The organism is Desulforhopalus glucosivorans (assembly GCF_054397165.1).
Genome location: NZ_AP044854.1, coordinates 4,274,029 through 4,292,585 on the forward strand (window position 1 = coordinate 4,274,029; position 18,557 = coordinate 4,292,585).

Annotated in this window: 17 protein-coding genes; 11 read left to right on the forward strand and 6 right to left on the reverse strand. The window is 44.3% G+C overall.

The window, feature by feature from the left end:
* Positions 1-338 precede the first annotated feature (338 nt).
* Together ACX6CI_RS18340 and ACX6CI_RS18345 are read left to right on the forward strand one after the other, a co-directional pair.
* Positions 339-1,223, forward strand: coding sequence for an ArsA family ATPase (locus tag ACX6CI_RS18340; protein ID WP_458775108.1), 885 nt, complete (start codon positions 339-341; stop codon positions 1,221-1,223).
* A gap of 230 nt (positions 1,224-1,453) precedes the next feature.
* Positions 1,454-1,750 carry an isoamylase early set domain-containing protein gene (locus ACX6CI_RS18345; RefSeq protein WP_458775109.1) on the forward strand — a complete coding sequence of 99 codons (297 nt, stop codon included), beginning with the start codon at positions 1,454-1,456 and terminating at the stop codon, positions 1,748-1,750.
* A gap of 35 nt (positions 1,751-1,785) precedes the next feature.
* On the opposite strand, the gene ACX6CI_RS18350 is transcribed toward ACX6CI_RS18345, so the two are convergent.
* Positions 1,786-3,096 (reverse strand): MBL fold metallo-hydrolase, encoded by a 1,311-nt coding sequence (locus ACX6CI_RS18350; RefSeq protein ID WP_458775110.1) that lies wholly within the window; start codon positions 3,094-3,096, stop codon positions 1,786-1,788.
* 409 nt (positions 3,097-3,505) lie between these two features.
* On the opposite strand from ACX6CI_RS18350, the gene ACX6CI_RS18355 reads away from it, so the two are divergent.
* The 6 genes from ACX6CI_RS18355 (at position 3,506) to ACX6CI_RS18380 (ending at position 11,720) form a co-directional block, all read left to right on the forward strand.
* Complete coding sequence (locus ACX6CI_RS18355) at positions 3,506-4,522, forward strand: LacI family DNA-binding transcriptional regulator (RefSeq protein ID WP_458775111.1); 1,017 nt, start codon at positions 3,506-3,508, stop codon at positions 4,520-4,522.
* Positions 4,523-4,598: 76 nt separating this feature from the next.
* Positions 4,599-5,597: a C4-dicarboxylate TRAP transporter substrate-binding protein gene (locus ACX6CI_RS18360; protein WP_458775112.1), complete on the forward strand. Its 999-nt coding sequence runs from the start codon at positions 4,599-4,601 to the stop codon at positions 5,595-5,597.
* Positions 5,598-5,707: 110 nt separating this feature from the next.
* Positions 5,708-6,208, forward strand: coding sequence for a TRAP transporter small permease (locus tag ACX6CI_RS18365; RefSeq protein ID WP_458775113.1), 501 nt, complete (start codon positions 5,708-5,710; stop codon positions 6,206-6,208).
* A 115-nt stretch (positions 6,209-6,323) separates the two neighbouring features.
* Positions 6,324-7,604, forward strand: coding sequence for a TRAP transporter large permease (locus ACX6CI_RS18370; protein ID WP_458775114.1), 1,281 nt, complete (start codon positions 6,324-6,326; stop codon positions 7,602-7,604).
* A 12-nt stretch (positions 7,605-7,616) separates the two neighbouring features.
* Positions 7,617-8,567, forward strand: coding sequence for a glycerophosphodiester phosphodiesterase (locus ACX6CI_RS18375; RefSeq protein ID WP_458775115.1), 951 nt, complete (start codon positions 7,617-7,619; stop codon positions 8,565-8,567).
* A gap of 57 nt (positions 8,568-8,624) precedes the next feature.
* Complete coding sequence (locus ACX6CI_RS18380) at positions 8,625-11,720, forward strand: hypothetical protein (protein WP_458775116.1); 3,096 nt, start codon at positions 8,625-8,627, stop codon at positions 11,718-11,720.
* Positions 11,721-11,773: 53 nt separating this feature from the next.
* On the opposite strand, the gene ACX6CI_RS18385 is transcribed toward ACX6CI_RS18380, so the two are convergent.
* The gene (locus ACX6CI_RS18385) at positions 11,774-12,778 is read right to left on the reverse strand and encodes an AraC family transcriptional regulator (RefSeq protein WP_458775117.1); all 1,005 of its coding nucleotides are present in this window, start codon (positions 12,776-12,778) and stop codon (positions 11,774-11,776) included.
* Positions 12,779-12,981: 203 nt separating this feature from the next.
* Between ACX6CI_RS18385 and ACX6CI_RS18390 the strand changes: the two genes are divergently transcribed.
* The 3 genes from ACX6CI_RS18390 to ACX6CI_RS18400 all read left to right on the forward strand — a co-directional run bounded on the left by ACX6CI_RS18390 (position 12,982) and on the right by ACX6CI_RS18400 (position 15,714).
* Positions 12,982-13,386: a hypothetical protein gene (locus tag ACX6CI_RS18390; RefSeq protein WP_458775118.1), complete on the forward strand. Its 405-nt coding sequence runs from the start codon at positions 12,982-12,984 to the stop codon at positions 13,384-13,386.
* A complete protein-coding gene (locus ACX6CI_RS18395) occupies positions 13,383-13,910 on the forward strand; it encodes a hypothetical protein (protein ID WP_458775119.1) in 528 nt (175 codons plus the stop codon). Before ACX6CI_RS18390 ends, ACX6CI_RS18395 begins: the two co-directional genes overlap by 4 nt.
* A 145-nt stretch (positions 13,911-14,055) precedes the next feature.
* On the forward strand, positions 14,056-15,714 hold the full coding sequence (locus ACX6CI_RS18400; protein WP_458775120.1) for an alpha/beta hydrolase: 1,659 nt from the start codon (positions 14,056-14,058) through the stop codon (positions 15,712-15,714).
* Between the two features lie 13 nt (positions 15,715-15,727).
* On the opposite strand, the gene ACX6CI_RS18405 is transcribed toward ACX6CI_RS18400, so the two are convergent.
* From ACX6CI_RS18405 to ACX6CI_RS18420, 4 genes are read right to left on the reverse strand one after another with little or no spacing between them, the layout of a single operon-like run.
* Positions 15,728-16,192 carry a GDP-mannose mannosyl hydrolase gene (locus ACX6CI_RS18405; protein WP_458775121.1) on the reverse strand — a complete coding sequence of 155 codons (465 nt, stop codon included), beginning with the start codon at positions 16,190-16,192 and terminating at the stop codon, positions 15,728-15,730.
* A gap of 18 nt (positions 16,193-16,210) precedes the next feature.
* Positions 16,211-17,419, reverse strand: coding sequence for a winged helix-turn-helix domain-containing protein (locus tag ACX6CI_RS18410; protein WP_458775122.1), 1,209 nt, complete (start codon positions 17,417-17,419; stop codon positions 16,211-16,213).
* Positions 17,416-17,742, reverse strand: a complete 327-nt coding sequence (locus ACX6CI_RS18415; RefSeq protein ID WP_458775123.1) for a TfoX/Sxy family protein — start codon at positions 17,740-17,742, stop codon at positions 17,416-17,418. Before ACX6CI_RS18415 ends, ACX6CI_RS18410 begins: the two co-directional genes overlap by 4 nt.
* A 12-nt stretch (positions 17,743-17,754) precedes the next feature.
* On the reverse strand, positions 17,755-18,177 hold the full coding sequence (locus ACX6CI_RS18420; protein WP_458775124.1) for a QcrA and Rieske domain-containing protein: 423 nt from the start codon (positions 18,175-18,177) through the stop codon (positions 17,755-17,757).
* Positions 18,178-18,557 lie beyond the last annotated feature (380 nt).

An 18,557-nucleotide genomic window follows, 5' to 3' on the forward strand; every position in this document is an offset into this window, starting at 1 on the left:
TAGACCTGATAAAGGAGTTTTGTCCTGTTATCTGTAGTTCAACACTATTAAGGTTACTATTTTTTAAGATACTATATTAAATAGTTACCGATGATCAGGACGTAACGATCTATCTTTTCCAAATATTAGTTTTACTGCAGCGGACAAAAGCGAATCTTTCCAGATAAAGATCGCTGAGCAGCGGAGTTTGTGATTAATAGTGCATTAAGTATGCAAAACTTGAAGATTACTTTTACAGCACTTGCAATAATTCAGGCCATCCATTTGCGTTATTGGACAATCACCTTAAGGTACATATCACAACTGCTTACTATAAATTCTTCCTTTGGTTTCTCACCATGACAAAAATTCAAATGTTCACCGGTAAAGGTGGTGTAGGCAAGACAACTATGTCTGTGGCAACAGCTCTGCATCACGCTAAACAACATAAAACCCTGCTGATCTCAACCGATCCTTCCGGATCATTATCTGAAATATTTTCAAGGCCTCTGGATCGTATGGTGTATAATGTGGCGCCCAATCTTGACGCCGTAGAATTAAGCCGATCCCTCGTCTTAGAGCTATGGAGGGAGAAGTTTTCTGAAGATATCTATTCAGTACTCTCATCATTTCTACCAGTGGGCCGTGAAATCATCGACTATATCGAAGGTGCTCCCGGTATTGCTGAAGAATTTATGCTCGACTACCTCCTTACCATGGCAGAATCCGGTGAGTACCAAACTATTATTTGGGATACCGCTCCCACGGTGACCACCTTGAACCTGCTCTTTGTTCAACAGATGTTCTATTCCCACCTGACCCAGGCCCACAAGATCTATTTCAAGGTGAAAAGTGTCTTTAATAATGTTGATCCGCTTGAACTCATCAACACCTGGCGATCTCTGACTGAACGAATCATCGCCCTCCTGCAACAAGAGACTTCTGCCTGGGTGGTAGCAAACCCCGAACCACTTCCGGTTGAGCAAGCGGCTGACATTGCACAGTCATTTGAAGAATTTGGAATAGAGGTCCGAGGTTTTATCCTCAACAAGGTACTACCGCTGGAAGTGTGCCAGGGACATGCCTTCTGGCAATCAAAGTATAATGCCCAACAAAAATGCAGAAAAAACATGCAGGAGAAGGCCAACGACCTACCCTTAATAGAAATCCCTGATCTGGTTGGTGATATCGAAGTTGACGGATTTTTACGAGACGTTTCAAAACTCCTGCACGAAGGTTCCTGACAATTTTTTAATCCTTCTCATTTTGTACTATTCTCCGCTATTTTTTGTAGGTATTCTACAAAGATGTCGAGGTGTGTATTGCAAAAAAAACCACTCATAATTACCTATCATATTGACAACATAGCAACTATCACACAGGTACGTATATTGCAAAATACTATGTAGATAGACGCATAGATGTGCCGTCTCCGAAATAGAGAAAACCAGAAAAATATAATCAGGAGAAAAGCATGCTGACCAAGAATTACTCAAAAACAGGTAAGATATGTCGTGTTACCTTCAGGTACAACAATCCAGAAAATGCGGCCGTTGCAACTCTGGTGGGAGACTTTAACAGCTGGTCATTCCAGAACAATCCCATGAAAAAACGTAAAGACGGCAGTTTTTCTACCACCCTCTCTTTGCTGGCTGGGAATTCATATGCATTCCGCTACGTACTGAACGGTAACACATGGGTAAATGATGAAAAAGCAGACAACTACCAACCCAATGACTTTGGAGAAGATAACTCTGTTGTAGTTGTTTAAACGGGGCAGATGTGTCCGAGCATAAACCAGACCTATCAGGTTACAATATTTATGGTGTCATCAAGCAGATAGCGGCACCCTTCTCGTACGAGGTCAAAGGGGCTGTTTTGCAAAAAAGCTGTGTGATACCCAAGGACCTTTCCCGGAATTGACCGCTGTAACGACTCCACCTGCTTCCAATGACTATGCACACTATTCGGATTATCAAACTCTATCTCATGGAAGACAAGATCACATGGAGCAAACCACGCAGCTGTCAACTCTTCCCGCTTCAAGATAGTGTTAATTAATTCATCATATTTGGTGTCGCCCGAATAGCCAAAACATCTTCCTCCAGCAGATATCCTGAGCCCAATTGTCCCGTAGGGGAGGATGTGGTGATTCCAACGACTTTCAATATTCAGCGGTCCAAGATTAAGTGGCGTACCCGGTCGCAGAGCTTCGATATCCACAAGATCCATCAGGTCAGGAAAGAGTGGTGAGTAAAGCTCCTTTAAAAGGCGAAAAACATTATCCGCGACAAGCAGGTTGAGCCGGCGTTTTCTCTTTCGTGCATGGTGCAGGCAGGCGGTAAACCCCTGGGTATGATCTTCATGATTATGACTAAAAAGAAAATGAGTAATGTCATCTAAATGAATGTTGTGACGGGCAAGGCTGTGAGCAGGATAACCGCATGGATCTATCCAGATAGCATACTTGCCAAACCGAACAAGCACATTGGCGGTTGTGCCATTGAATCCATTGCCACTACCAATGGGAACAATCTCCATACAATCTCTATGGGCATGGTCTCTTGGTATGGTTGCGAGCAGTGATTCAATGTCGTCATCTGGAATTCCGGCTGGGGTTAGTTCTGAACGGTCATAGATGATTCTCCCCGCATCTGAGATGACAATAGTATCAGAGCTACACTCTATCTCTAGCTCTCTATTTCGATATGTTGGTTCACAGGGGTTAGGGTTAAACCAATTACCGAGCCACCTCTTTCGCACAATGGAAAGACGCTTTTCATCAAAGAAATAGGGAAAGATACGTCCAAGGTGGTGGTGGATCTGATGTACATTGTTTCTTAAACCAATATACTCTTTTCTGAGACCTCCCCTCATTTCAGCCTGCCAGAGAATGAATTCTTCACCAGTACGGTTGTCACCAGCCTGGGAGACCTCCCAATCCGGGATTACAACAATCTCCTCACGAAAACCATGTTCGGTTTGAAATTTTGCAATATCCGGCATACTGCCTACACGAACAGTACCTCCTGTTGTAGAAACGAGATCAACATACAATCCACCGTAGTCAATCCGCTGTACCCTATCTGTCAACGTTGTTAAGCGACTGTGCTTCATTCACACTTCCTTAGTAGCGTAGTACCTTACTCAGGCAAAACTATCATAAAAAACATGTAGCGTAGACTCCGAAAAACTGAGTCGAGGTACATTCATTGTTTCGAGTAATTCACAAGGTACTTATCCCGTTTATCGGGGTTAGAAATTCATTCCCTGTTTTTTGTGGATGAATTTCGTGAAGGTACTTATCCTGGCTTCTTTCCCGTTTACCGGGGTGAGTTAAAATGTATATGTTTACATTGGAGATGATAGTATCTAATTAAAATTTTCATTTCAACATCTTAATCCTGACAACAACATAATTATTTTTTAACGGTAAATTAACATGTAAGATAGATAGTAAAAAAATATTGACATCGTGTTGGCTACACTGTTATAGAAATGTAAGCGTTTACATATGGAGATTTCAATGAGTACCATTCTTGATGTTGCACGACTTGCAGGAGTATCAACGGCCACAGTGTCGAGAGTCATCAATGCGCCGAATTCCGTCCGGGAAAAGACTCGTGAAAAAGTTCTCCTGGCAATGACGAAGTGTAACTACAAGTATAACGCCCTTGCCCGTGGTTTCGTGACCAAAAAGTCGAATACCATCGGCCTCATCATCCCCACCATCAACAACCCTGTTTTTGCCGACTCCACCCTGGGTGTTCAGGAATATGCAGATCAAAAGAGCATTAAGGTTGTCCTCGGCAACTCATATTATAAGTATTCCCAGGAAGAAAACCTGATAAAGGTCCTTCGGGAAAGTCAGGTAGATGGACTCATCATCACCACAACCGACCTTAAAGGTAAAATCCTTAAATCACTGGTTGATGAGGACTTTCCGTTCGTGCTTCTCTTTAGTACGGTTAAAAGTGGCCCCATGTCTGCCGTTGGTATTGACAACTACCGGGGCGGCTACGAAGCCACTGAACACCTCATATCGCTAGGACATACACGTATCGGCATGGTTGCAGGTAAATTCACCATGACTGATAGAAGCTTCCACCGCTGGCATGGCTATAAGAAATGCTTAAAAGACAACGGAATTGCCTACGACAAACAGTTACTGGTTCAGACAGACTACTCCCTCTCTGGTGGTCGGGACTCAATCAAAAAACTCCTCAGCCTGACTCAACCTCCCACTGCAGCCTTCTGTTCCAACGACTACATTGCCCTTGGAGCAACGAAGGGAGCACGGGAGATGGGCCTTAATCTACCCGAGGATTTATCAATCGTCGGCTTTGATGACGTACAGACGGCATCCTATATGGTTCCTGCGCTCACCACGATCCACCAACCAGCATATGAAATGGGCCAGCGTGCGGCACAACTGCTGTTGCAAATGATAGAAAAGAAGTCAAAACCGGTACAGGACATGATGAATTCAAAACTGATTGTTCGGGAATCAACCACCAACGTACCGACTACAAACAATAGCTGAAATTGAAGTACATTAAATAGGCTGCTGCAATTGTTGCGACAGCTACTACGTAACAACGACTAACAAGGAGAACATTATGAACATTAAGAGATCTCTATCCGTCCTTTGTGCAGGCCTTATCCTGTCCGTGGGCACCCAGAGTATGGCAGCCGATGATTACAAACTCACCCTGAAACTGAGCCACGTATTCAGCCCTGCAGAGCAACTCACCAAGTCCATGGACCTGGTTTCAGAAGCGATTTTGGAAAAAACTGGTGGAGCAATCAACATCCAGACCTTTCCACAGGCACAACTTCCAGCATATAAGGAAGGTGTTGAGCAGGTCGTTCGTGGTGCTAAATTCATCTCCGTTGAAGATCCTTCTTTTATCGGCGACTACGTTCCGGATTTCAAGGCTCTTTATGCACCAATGCTCTACCGTAGTTTTGATGAGTACGTAACACTAACCAACACTCAGATGGTTGCAGACATGAAGGCAGCAGCTGAGAAACAAGGCATCAAAATTCTCGCTCTTGACTATATCTATGGTTTTAGAAATCTGATCACCCAGAAGGTTATTAAGACTCCAGCTGATCTCAAAGGCATGAAGATCAGAACTCCTGGTTCAAAATCATACATCGATACTCTCACCGCAATGGGCGCTTCTGCAACTCCACTTCCATGGGGCGAGACTATGTCTGCGGTACAGCAAGGCGTTGTTGATGGACTCGAAGGATCTGAGTTCACCAATATCGGCACCAAGGTCTATGAAGGACCTGCAAAGCACGTTGCCAACACCCGTCATATCCTCGGAACCTGTGGTGTTTATATTTCCACCAAGGTCTGGAATGAGATTCCTGCCAATTACCAGGCAATCATTCAGGATGAGTTCAGCAAGGGAGCAAACCACATGGTTGAACTCCTCAAGTCTCAGCATGGTGGCGTGGTTAAAGAACTCGAGTCCTTTGGCGTACAGTTCAACGAAGTTGACGGCGATGCATTCCGCAGTGCGTTGGCACCACTCTACGAAGAACAAGAAGGTATGACACCTGGCGTTTTCCAGGCGATATTCTCAGAGCTTGACGCCATGAGATAAACAGAACGTGCCCGAACATTTTGTTTCTGAAATGTTCGGGCATAACTGAACACACCACCCTAATTGCACCACCCCGATAAGCGGGAAATAAGGCACTAAATTTGTGAGCAATGTCTACTACACCTAAACAAATTTTCTATAACCTGGACCTGATACTCAGTGGTTTTTTCCTCTGTATCACTGTTCTGGTTGTTATCGTCAATGTCGCCCTCAGATACCTTTTCCATGGCGGCATTTTCTGGGCTGAAGAAGTAGCTACAACCTCCTTTATCTGGAGTGTTTTTATCGGTTCTGCTGCGGCCTACCGCTATAAAATGCACATCGGTATCGACCTTGTCTCAAAGTTTGGCCCTGCAAGATGGCGTGCATTTATCGCAGTGCTCATCGATGCAATGATGCTTGTTATCAACGGTTATATCGTCTATCTCAGCATCTTCTTTATGAACGCCAATAAACTAAAACGAACACCGGTTTTAGATATCCCAGCCTTCTATGTCAATCTGGCATTGACTGTCGGTTTTAGTCTGATGGTCATCTACGCACTGGGATTTTTGTACCGGGACCTTCGTATACTGTTTGGTTCCAAAGAAACGATCTCACAATTGTCATAACCCAGGGACACTTGTGACAAATTTCCAGAATAATTACCGGAATATATTGGACATTATCCAACATTTTTTGTCCTCACTCTGCCAAAAGGCCCTAAACCTCACTTAAAATAAAGTTATGTTAACATTTCCTGTCATCATAGTAATGGCGCTTTATTTCACCAGTATTCCGATCGCTTTTGCCCTTTTGGCTGCAGGTCTTGCCTACTTTACCTTTGGCGATGTCGGCACACCACCGGATCTGATTTTACAAAAATTTATAACTTCAGCCTCATCTTTTCCCCTTCTCGCTGTCCCGTTTTTTATTATGGCAGGCGAGATCATGAACTACTCAGGGATCAGCTCAAACCTCATGAAAATGGCCGATGTACTCACCGGACATTTACGGGGTGGCCTGGCCCAGGTCAATGTGCTGCTCTCGACTCTTATGGGTGGTATCTCCGGCTCCGCCAATGCTGATGCGGCTATGCAGTCCAAAATTATTGTTCCACAGATGACTGAGCGTGGTTACAGCGCCTCCTTTTCCACAGCCATCACTGCAGCATCTTCTGCCATTGCCCCGGTTATTCCCCCTGGGATTAACCTTATCATCTATGCGCTCATTGCCCAGGTCTCAGTGGCGAAGATGTTTATCGCCGGATATACCCCGGGCCTTCTCATGTGTTTAGGTTTGATGCTCACTGTCAACTTCATCGCAGGGAAAAGAGATTACAAACCATCACGGGAAAAGATGGCTTCTGGCCGTGAGATTTTCAAGCAGTTCAAACAGTCCATCTGGGGTCTGCTTCTCCCTTTTGGCATTATCTTTGGTATTCGCTTCGGCATCTTTACCCCCACTGAAGCAGGTGCGATGGCAGTACTGTTTTGTATTGTGATTGGTGTCTTTCTCTATAAGGAACTGAAGTGGGAACACGCTCCAATTATTCTTAAGAACACCATCCTGTCCACAAGCTCAGTTATGCTCATTATTATTGCCGCATCTGTCTTCGGCCAATATATGAGCTGGGAACGCATCCCCCACCAGCTGACAAAAAGTATTCTGGCTATCTCAGATTCTCCGTGGATCATTCTGATTGTAATCAATATTCTGCTGCTTGTACTCGGCATGTTCCTTGAGGGCGGCGCCCTGTTGATTATTGTCGCACCTCTTTTAGTACCACTTGTCACAACGATGAATATTGACCTCATTCATTTTGGCCTGATTATGATTGTCAATATCATGATCGGTGGAATCACACCACCTTTTGGCTCGATGATGTTTACAACCTGTGCCATAACCGGGGTCACTGTCGGTCAGTTTGTTAAAGAAATCTGGCCCTTTATCCTTGCTCTGCTTCTGGTTCTGGTTGTCGTGACCTATATGCCGGCAGTGGTAATGTTTCTTCCTAACCTCTTATAAAGTGAAATACTCATGATTCTCATAGGACACCGTGGATGTTTCTATCCGGGATATAATCAGAATACTATCCGCGCTTTTGATAAAGTGGCCAAGGAAGGGGTTCCGGCCATTGAGTTTGATGTACAGTTATGCGGCGATGGCGAGCTGGTCATTGTCCATAATCTGGATCTTGAAGAAGTCTCCAACGGAACAGGCCAGGTATCGAGCACAACGTCCAAGGAGCTGAAAACCCTTTACGCTGGAGATCCTGCCAGAGGTAAGGACCGCATCCCATTCCTCGCCGAAGTGTTAGACTTTTTTGCTTCCCTTGCGCCCCATGATCGTCCGATCATTCATCTGGAACTCAAAGGTGATGGAACCGGAAGGCCCACGGGTGCGATGGTTAAGGAGTACCTTGCAGATGGGAGATTACTCCATGACGGCGTCCTCGTCAGTTCCTTTAACTGGCAGGAACTTGAAAGTATCCGTACAATTATTCCTACTCTGCAAATTGCCCTTCTTGAAGGAGCCATACGACGCAAGGTGCTGCTTGAAAAAGCACCAATTGGCGCAGAATCATATTTTGAACGAGTTTTCAGCTATGGCTGTGAACAGTATATGCTGCCTCGGTTTATCAATCTTACAGAAAACCTCGAGCTACTTGAGCAGGAGTGCAGTGATCCCCATCTACGTGAGATTTTTTCAGCAGAAATAGAATCTTGTCTGCTTGGCAAAAATTACAACGACGAATTGCTCAGCACAGCCTGCGAAATGAAAGCTGTGTCAGTAAACCTCTGGCATCAAACGGTTGCCAAAGAGTTTGTCGACAAAGCCCACAGTAAGGGCCTTGCCGTACAGGTCTATACCGCAAATGCTCCAGAGGAACTCAAGGCGCTAAGCCTCATGGGTGTAGACGGGATTTTTACCGATTACTACTCGGAGGCTGCAGCAACACTTGCTGGTTTTACCAAACCTCAATCGTGACAAAACCTTTTCCTCCTGCATTTTTCTTAAGACTTTGTCACAACTGTTACGTCAAACATGAATACAATTGCTTCACCCATTTTTTTTGATAAAAACGATTACCATCTCCTGCAAATTGTTGACGATGTACTCAAGCGTGGGCCCGAATCCAGAGAATTCAGATCCCTGCTGGTGGAGCACATGCACCCCCATGGCATCAAGGAATTAGCAGCCCCAAGGGGGCTCAGAATCGCTTATGCCGTGGTGAGTCTACTCGGTTCTTTCGAGAAAGGTAGAGCCCACGACCGACTGAAAGCACTCCGCTCCCTGCGTGATGAGGTTTTTCTCTCTGCATCAACCTACTATCGAAAAAATACGGCGAGGGTGTTACTGCAAATCATGAAAGAACTTGTTCGCACCCGGGACAACGAGATGCGCCGGCTCAAATTGGCCCATGATTTTCGAATGGTTTCCACCGGGCAGCCGCGGAGGATACGTAAAGAACTTGCCAACTACCACCTGGTGGAAATGCCTGAAGAATGGAACCAACTGGCATTTGACGACCATGTACACGACGCCAACACCAAGGGAAGAAAATCCCCAACCCATCTTGTCATGGATGCCTGGATTAAAGGGATACGTAATCTGACCGTCGTCTACTACAACTATGTTCAGCCTGACGTTATTGAGGAACTGCATGAGGCTGGCAAGATACTCGACATTACAATACGAGTCGGCATAGAAATCTCCGCCCGTTTTCGTGATAAATATATCAGGTTCACCTGGGAACCTAATGGTTTTCAAGACAATAATGCTTTTATACAGTTTCTTGAAAAAGAAGCCGTTGTTGAGTTCTTAAAAGAGGGTCGTGAGGTCTCCCAATACCAACAAAATTATGTCTTCGATGTCCTGAAGGTCTTCAACACCAGGCACAGATTGGAATTAAAACGTGAGTTCGGTATCTCTCTATCCCCTCTCATTTTAGATGATTTTCTCTTATTTGTCGGCAAGGGTCAGCCATCCATACTCCACCTGGCCCGCTTCATCCACAACACGGTTTCTGAACGGGTTGCATTTTGTTCACAGCCCCAAAATCGTGCAGTCGATGAAACTCTCGAACAATTCGATGATGGCAAAATCCACTGCTTGACAGTCAACTCAATAATTGCTGATTATCTTCAACCATCAAAAAACCCTGAAGTCCATGATCCAAGCTGCCCCCAACATGGACGTGAATTACCCCAACTTCTGCAATCAGACATACAACACATTCTAAAAAGGCTTCTCCTTCTACATCCCAGTTCCAACTTCACGTTGAACCTTGGTAACCTTTCTGCCCAGGATACGCTTGAGATTCTCTATGCGGGTGGGGGGATTTTTACCCATATTGAGGCCTACAATCTTAAAGTCGCAAGCAGTGCTTTGAGCAGCGGGACGACTGTAGCCACACCGCTGCAGAACCCAACCGCTGAAACTAACAATAGTCAAGGCCACTACACTCTTATCAGTAAACTGCAAAATGCGCTCAACGACGACAACGTCATAAGCTTAAAGAGTGCAATACGAGAAATCATTCTCGACCATGACAGGCAACAGCACACAGTAAAAAGTAGAGTACAGGAGAGTGGCAAGAAAAAGAATAAGCTTCTGACTGATGAGCTTTCACTCCTCCAGGAACGAAAGCTACAACTAATTGATATACTGTCAGATCTTGAGATGTTCCATAGCAGTTACAGAAAAAGAACACTCAGGGCCAGAATCGGCTCCGGCTCGACAGGACAGGCGGAACACCGTCACGGTATGGGCTTTGTCGTCCTCGACACCCTTCCCCCGAGAGCCCGTAAGCAATTCTCCGATAAAACCGGTTGTGCTGGCAGAGTCCTCATTCCCGTTAGCGCCAAAATAGTTAAGAATACCCTCACACAGCCAAAACTTGCCCAGGATAAAACCACGGATGGCCCCAGACGATGGACAAAATGGACATTCGATCGATTTATTCTCCATGCCGGTAAAGCTGGGAACATCGGGACTCTTGGTGGGCTCAGCAAGGAAATTGGTGTTGAACATGAGATAGAGAGTAAGACGGAAACAGAATCAATCCGTGAACCTTGGAAATACCTCAACACCAATCTGAAAAACATGGCGAAGGTTTTATTTGGATTTATCCCTGCATTCCTCACCTTCTACCTCACCAAAGAGTGGTGGGTACTCTCCTTTTTTGGTGCCTTTATCTGGTTTGGCATTACAGGATCACGAAATATAATTCAATCGATCCTTGGAGGTGGAGGACTACGCCGATCTCCGTTACTCACAAGAAACAGGCTTATCAGTTGGACCAGAATAACTGACTCATTACTCTATACCGGTTTTTCAGTACCGCTTCTTGATTATCTGGTCAAAACCCTGTTACTTGACCGAACCCTTGGTGTGACGACCTCCACTGACCCGATACTGTTGTATTCGATCATGGGTCTTGCCAATGGAATTTACATCTCAAGTCACAATGCCATAAGAGGCCTTCCCAAAGGTGCTACCATTGGTAATTTTTTCCGTTCAATCCTCGCCATTCCCATGGCGATTCTGCTCAATACATTAATTGGAACCTTGCTTGGAATGGGTGGAATACCTGATGTTACCGGCATACTTCAAAAATGGGCCGCTATTATTTCAAAATTTGCATCAGATTGTGTTGCCGCTGTGATCGAAGGTCTTGCGGATCGACAGGCAAACATTACAGCACGGCTTGTTGGTTACCGAACAAAAATCACACAGCTCTTTTCGGTTTTTTCCAGATTAGATCTGTTGTTTCCTGAAGAAGATGTACTCTCCATTCTCCAGACCCCAAAAATAATGATGAAGACTCTCAGTCAGGAAGCACAGGATCTGGAACGACTTATCATTGTTAACGCCCTCGATCTTATGTATTTCTGGATGTATCAGCCGAGATCTCGCAAGGCTCTGACTATTATTATCCAGGAAATGTCTGAGGAAGAGTGGTTGATATTCTATCGTTCCCAACTCGTCCTTACACGGCACAAGGAAATAAGCCAGGTTTTTGTCGATGGACTCGTTGGAAAACATTTTTCTAAGGCTCTTTCTTTTTACCTCGACCAGTCGACTCAATACCTGGAAGACATGAAACTACTCAAAGAAAAATGCAATGCACACAGTTAAGATATTTTGGAATTGTTACCTGTCAGGGTGATTGACATTCAAATATCAAATCATCACCCGGTTTTCCTATAGACACTTGGAGACTTCCCGGTCCATCTTTTAAATGATCTTGAAAAGGTACTCTGTTCCGCAAACCCAAGGAGAAAGGCTATTTCTGTTAAATCCATCTCCTTATCCTTCACATACTGTTTGGCAATGTCCTTTCTGGTCTCATTGATCAGATTAATAAAGGAGGTACCTTCTTCCTGTAGTAAGCGTTGAAGTTTTCGTTTGCTCATAAAGAGATCCGAAGCCGTTTTCTCTACAGTAGCATTGCCAGTTGGAAGATGTTCCACAATAATTTTTCTCACCTTAGACGCAAGAGAACCACCAGCTCTGGCCTCAAGATATTGTGTCATTGCCTGATCGTTGAATTCCGCCATCTCCTTATTGGCGCTTGGAAGAATTTTATCAGCATCCTTAAGAGAAATTGCTATTTTAGTCGAAGGCGTATCAAAATAAACCGGGCATTGAAACAGTTCATAATACCTACCACTGCAACTCGGTTTACCATGGGTTAAATGCACTGAAACCGGAGTAAATTTTTTCTGATAATTGACCCTTAAAACAGACAGCAGCCATGCCAATAGTGCATCTTCTCTGGCTGGCACATGAAAATCAGCACTGCTCTTATATTGAACATCATAGATAAGATTACCCCCTTCTTCTGAAAGTACAGTACAGCCAATCGGCTCATCAATAACGCACCTGTTAAATCGCATAAGCCTCAGCACTGTTTCCCGTAAACTTGTACTCATCAAAAGAGCGTAACCGAGGGTTCCAAAATTAGATGGATGCCATTTCTCTGCCGCCTTAAGTCCAAAACAGGGGTCAGAAATAACCGTAGTCACCTCCTGCCAGAGTTCTTTCACCTTAGCAAGGGGATACCTGCCTCCAGAGTGATACATTAACTCTGGGTCAAGCTGTAAACTAGTAAATATAGGGAGTGGGTCTTCATTATACTCTTCCAAAATATTCCAAAGAACGACTTCCAGGCTTGCAAGGGTCGTGAGCTGCATAATTTCCACCGCTTATTTATACATATCCATGAGTAACTGATTTCATACAGTACGAAATGTAGATTGTATCACAGTCCAGTGTACCTACCTTGGCACTAAATGCCAAATAATTTGCATCTAGAGCCAAGAAATCCCTCCATTCAAAGAGTATTATCTCTTTAAGAGCAACAAAGTAGTAGTTCGAACAATATGGAGGAGGAGATATGGAATATTCGGTCAATACAAACAGCAAGGTAATTCACGCCCAGTTCAGAGGGGCCGTAAACTCCGATAACCTTATCAATAGTATCCTGACAATACGATCTGATAAGTATTTTCAGGATGGTTATAACCTCATTGTCAACTTTCGAGAGGCTTATCCCCCTAAAGGCTATATGGAAGTCGCACAGGTTGCAGAATTTGTAAAGTTAACTTCGGTTGCAAGAGCTACGTTTAAAATGGCAATTCTTGTAAACGATGCAGGGCAAACTCGAAGCGCCAAGCTGTACATACTGCTCACAGAACAAGAAAATGTGCAAATATTCCATTCCATTAAAACTGCCAGGAACTGGGTTGCACAAACTTCAGAGTCTCAAGACGGGCAAAGAGTTGAGGACTATACAATATGAATCGATCCAACACCCTTATAGCACCTGAAAAAGCAGAGACACCATCGTTCTACGAAGAGAGTTCATTTAAGCTCGTGAGCAATTTACTCACAGAGGAACTTGGGAGAAAATGTCAAAGCATTACGGTTACGTCAAAATCAGGAAACTTTATACACGACCAAACTGTGGGAGTTGAATATACTGAGACGAGCCACCTTTTAATCCATGGCGCAAACGTCATTGAAAGAGAGCGGGTAACAGAAATATTAATAGATGGTTCAGTTAGAAAAAGAAATGGGACAAATAATAAATTTTCTATCTTCTTTACTATGTACCGACAATTTCTGGTTATTCCCAAACCTTTTAAAGAGAGAGAGAACAGAACGACTAAAACGATAAAAAGCTCACAACTCCTCGGTTTTGGTGGCATGCTCTACAACTCAATATTCACTTTAAGCCTCAACTGCGCGGACAAATCGGGTTGTCAATATCCACTTGGAGTGGGCAGAGGCTACCTGATTTTTGATGAAGAACAGCGGGAATAGTCAGGACTGACATGAGAATTCAGAAGAAGGGAAAACTTGATTTATAGTCTAATTTCTGTACTCTATACAGTTTGAAGGCTATAAATCACGTTACGTAAGACATAAGGCCTCCTCTTAGGGGGCCTGTATCCCTCTGATGGAATCTATGCTTAAATATATTCATCAATTTAGTAGTTCATTTTCTCCACTAGGCTTACTTATTGGTCTGGTGTTTTTCTGTATCTCACTCACCCCATCACTCCTCCCCCGCAATTTTGTAGTACAGGGCATTCTCTCAGGAGTCGTATTTACTACTGGTTATATTGTGGCCAAATTTGGTCATTGGCTCTGGAAATTCATGGAGCTGAGAGAACTCTCCCAGAAGACTTCCCGAAAAATATACTGGCCGCTGTTATTAACTCTAACCGCACTTACTGTTTTCACCCTTGGCAGAATTATTGTCTGGCAAAATTCCATTAGATTACTGATGGAGATGGCACCGATAGAAACGGCCTACCCAGTCAGACTCTGCGGTATCGCGATTGTAACTGCACTTTCCATCATTCTGCTTCTTCGCCTGCTCAGACTTGCAGCAGGATTTGTTGTGAACGTTATTGACCGTTACCTGCCAAGACGCATAGCTATTGTTGTTGGCAGTATAACTGTCACCATGTTGCTGCTTTCATTTATTAACGGTGTAATCATCAAAAGCGCCCTCAACGCAATGGATGAATCTTTTGCAACGCTCAACAAACTCATGGACAGTGACTACGACCAACCACAACGACCTCAGCAATCGGGAAGTAAAGTCTCTCTCATATCCTGGAGTGATATTGGCAGGAATGGTAAAAAATATGTTGTAGACGGACCAACCAAAGAAGAAATAACGGAGGTCACCGGGAAAAAGTCAATGCAGCCCATCCGGGTATATGCAGGTTTTGATACCGGAGAAACCCTGGAAGATCGTGCCCAGGCTGCATTAGACGAACTAAAAAGGGTTGGCGGATTTAACCGCTCGACACTGATTATTGCCACCTCAACAGGAACCGGCTGGCTGGACCCGTCTGCAGTCGACACCATCGAATACATCCACTCCGGTAATATCACCACAGTTTCCCTCCAGTACTCCTACTTACCCAGCTGGTTGACCCTGCTTGTTGAGCCGGAAGCAGCCATTGAAGCATCGAGTACCCTGTTCCATGCCGTCTACAATTACTGGACAACCCTTCCCACCAACAAAAGACCCAAACTGTATCTCTATGGTCTCAGCCTGGGAGCACTTGGCTCAGCTGACGCGATTGATCTGCTCACCATCATCTCTAATCCCATCGATGGTGCCCTTTGGAGCGGGCCTCCATTCTTGAGTAGAAGATGGAATGACCTGACCCGCAACCGACTCCCGGATTCCCCTCAGTGGCGGCCAGTCTATGGAGATAGTTCAGTGGTGCGCTTTGCAACACAGGATGGATTTTCTGCAATTGATAATCTTAAATGGAGTTCTTTTCGGATTGTGTACCTACAGCACCCAAGCGATCCTATGAGCTTTTTTTCAAGTAATCTCGCCTATGCAAAACCGGACTGGCTCGGCGCAAACAGAGGTCCGGACGTATCGCCATATCTTCGTTGGTTCCCCATAGTTTCCGCTCTACAGGTGGCCTTTGATGTTCCTATGGCCACCAGTGTTCCGCTAGGATACGGTCATAACTTTGCACCTGCAGCTTATATTGACGCCTGGATTGAGGTCACACAGCCTGAAGACTGGGATGAAGCTGACACCAAAAGACTCAAGGAGCATTTTGTGGATTTCAATCCGAGCCCAACCTGATAGAGTGAATGCTCTATGAGAGCTTCGTCAAATAAGAGAAATACACAACAGAATTTTTGTGTACATTTTCTAACTCATCATCCTCATGAATCCAGCGATAATTACTGTGTTGTTCACCAGGAAGATCTCTAAGCTCAATTGAGGTTTGCAACTCATAGGCAAGTACAACATAGTGTGTGCCTACTCCCGGTTCCATTGCAAAATTAGTGTTATACAGATGTGTGAATGCACCCATTAACCGACCATTGTCAATACCAATAGGTTCTCCAAGTTCAGCCTTTGTAATTCGTAAAAAAGCTGTATCCAGAGTTTCACCTTTGCATATAATCCCACCGGGAACAAACCAGTACCCCGCTGCAGGCTGATTCATACGCAACCCCATTAACACCGCACCTTCCGGCGACCTCACAATAAGATCGATTGATACCAGCGGAGTACATTTAACAACCTGTAAAAACTGATTTTTATCTAACAACATTTTTCCCTGTTCATTTCACTACTGAGCTTCACTATTCAAGTCATCTATCACCGTTTCCAGTTCCATCTCAATATAAACTGGTGTCGTCCTATGTAATACTACATTACGGCAATTATTAAATTGTAGAAATGATGTCAGCTCTTTTCCAAGAGCCTGGCAAAATTCGCCTGTTTTCCGTAGATTTGGCTCCAAAACCAAATGCTGGATGTGCATCAGCGATTTTTTTCTCTCCACCTTACAGTCCATTCGGGCAACCAGCCTCCCATCCCACAGAATAGGCAGGGAAAAATAGCCATATCGTCGTTTTGCCGCAGGCAGATAACACTCAAGCAGGTAGTCAAATTCAAACAGGGCCTGTATTCGCTTGCGCTGGATCAGAAGATTATCAAAGGGGGAAAGTATCTTCAACTTACTGCGGGCAAGAGGCTTTTTTAATAACTCTAAAGATGCCGCAAAAGCATAATAGCTATGAGCCCCGACACCAACTTGAAGTAACTCACCTGTTAACAGCATTTCCTCTACTACATCTTCAACAAGGCTTGGACTATTTCGCAATAAATAGACTATTTCACTCACCTGCCCCAAGCCATTTGCCTGTAAGTAGCGAGTAATAAGATGGCGGGTATGTCCCCTAAGACTCGGGAGTTTCCTATCAACAGTATTCGGTATTACCCGCTCAGTGAGGTCATACACCTTATGAAAGTTACGACGAGACGAAACCATAAGATCGCCCTGCATAAACAGATTCTCCAAGGCACGTTTAGCCGGCTTGCTCTTCCATTCACCTGTCTTGTGCCCTTTATACTCAAAGTCCCTGGCCATGAGAGGGCCTTCAACCTCAATGCGGCGCAGCACCTCTTTCATCAACGGTTCATCTTTTATGTACCAGTGTTTCTGAGCACCACTGGCTATTGCCTTTTTTCTCGGTAGACTAAATCGATAATCACACATTGGCAGATAGGCTGCCGCATGTGTCCAATATTCAAATATTTGTTTATCTTCAACAAGCTGATCAAGGTGGGTGATTTTATAGCGGGGATTACGGTTCCAGAGGGTGTGATGGTGGGCTCGCTGAATAACCGAAATGGTGTCAATCTGGATATACCCCAGATGTTCAATCGCAAGAAGAGTAGCATCTTTGGCACGGCCTTTCTGCTTTGGTGGTGGCAGTCGCTGGGAAAGCAGTACAAGTTTTCTCGCTTGCTGAATTGAAAGTGATTCAGTCATTTTCTTCTTTTTTGAATGAATAGCGACTCTCCTGCCCATTCCATCAGTTCTTCCGGGTCTTCTAGTACTTCAGCAGGAACCTCATAATATGACATAATAGTTGGCCTTTGAGGAAATGGTTTAAAAGGCGTTGAACCGGCTGCGACAAACTTTTCTCTATTTGTTTCATCCACTTTTAAGTAGATCACATCATCTGCAATAAGAGCAAACATCTTCTCTTCACGATAGAGTCCTGCACCCCCAAACATCCTTTTAACACTCACATCACCCCATTTGGAGAGCTGATCCAAAACATAATCAACAAAACCCTTGGTCACTGCCATACTACTCTCACATCAGTCCAATGAAACGATTAACTTCTCATCATCCAGCTCTACCGGGTAACTTTTTATCGAGTGTGGTGCAGGCCCAAAGATGGTATTACCGCTCTTATCAAAAGTGGATTTATTGATACTGCAGCACTGCACAGTATTTGTACCAGGAACCGGATCCAGACGACGGTGTCCCAGATGTGTACAGCGATTGTGATAGGCACGATATTCTCCATTCTCACTACGAACAACAAGAACCCGCACCGGTAGATTATTTCCTTCCAGTCGTATTGCACCATTTGAATCCTGCAATTCGGACGCTTGACTCAAATTAATCACAAGTTTTCCCTCCGAATAACTCCAACAGCTCTTCACCCTGGGCTCTTGTGTAACTGATTTTCCAAGTATCCTCTGGAAGATACTTCTCTTGATAAATGTAACGCTCATTTCGCCCTCTTCTACTGAAGATTTATTTTCCTGATGAGTACGGTCTTACTCACTTTTACCTGCAACAAGTATTGCTGTATCACGTACACCACGCAAGCAATCCTCTTTTGGGTCCTGCCGTGCCACTACGCGCATACCTTTTATGCGTGTCATACTCTCTCACACTCCCTTCTACCTATAACAAAACGTTCGCTCAAATACAGTCTTGTTTATTGGCTACTGTCAATATTCTTTTAAAATGAACAGGTAGGTAACAAGAGAAATAACAGCTAACCAGCAGATCAAATATTGATTTTCAATCTGTGCTAAAATCAGACATCTATTGTAACTACTCAGCAATTTATTATAAACGTTAGACTCTATCAGGCAAAGGTTTTACA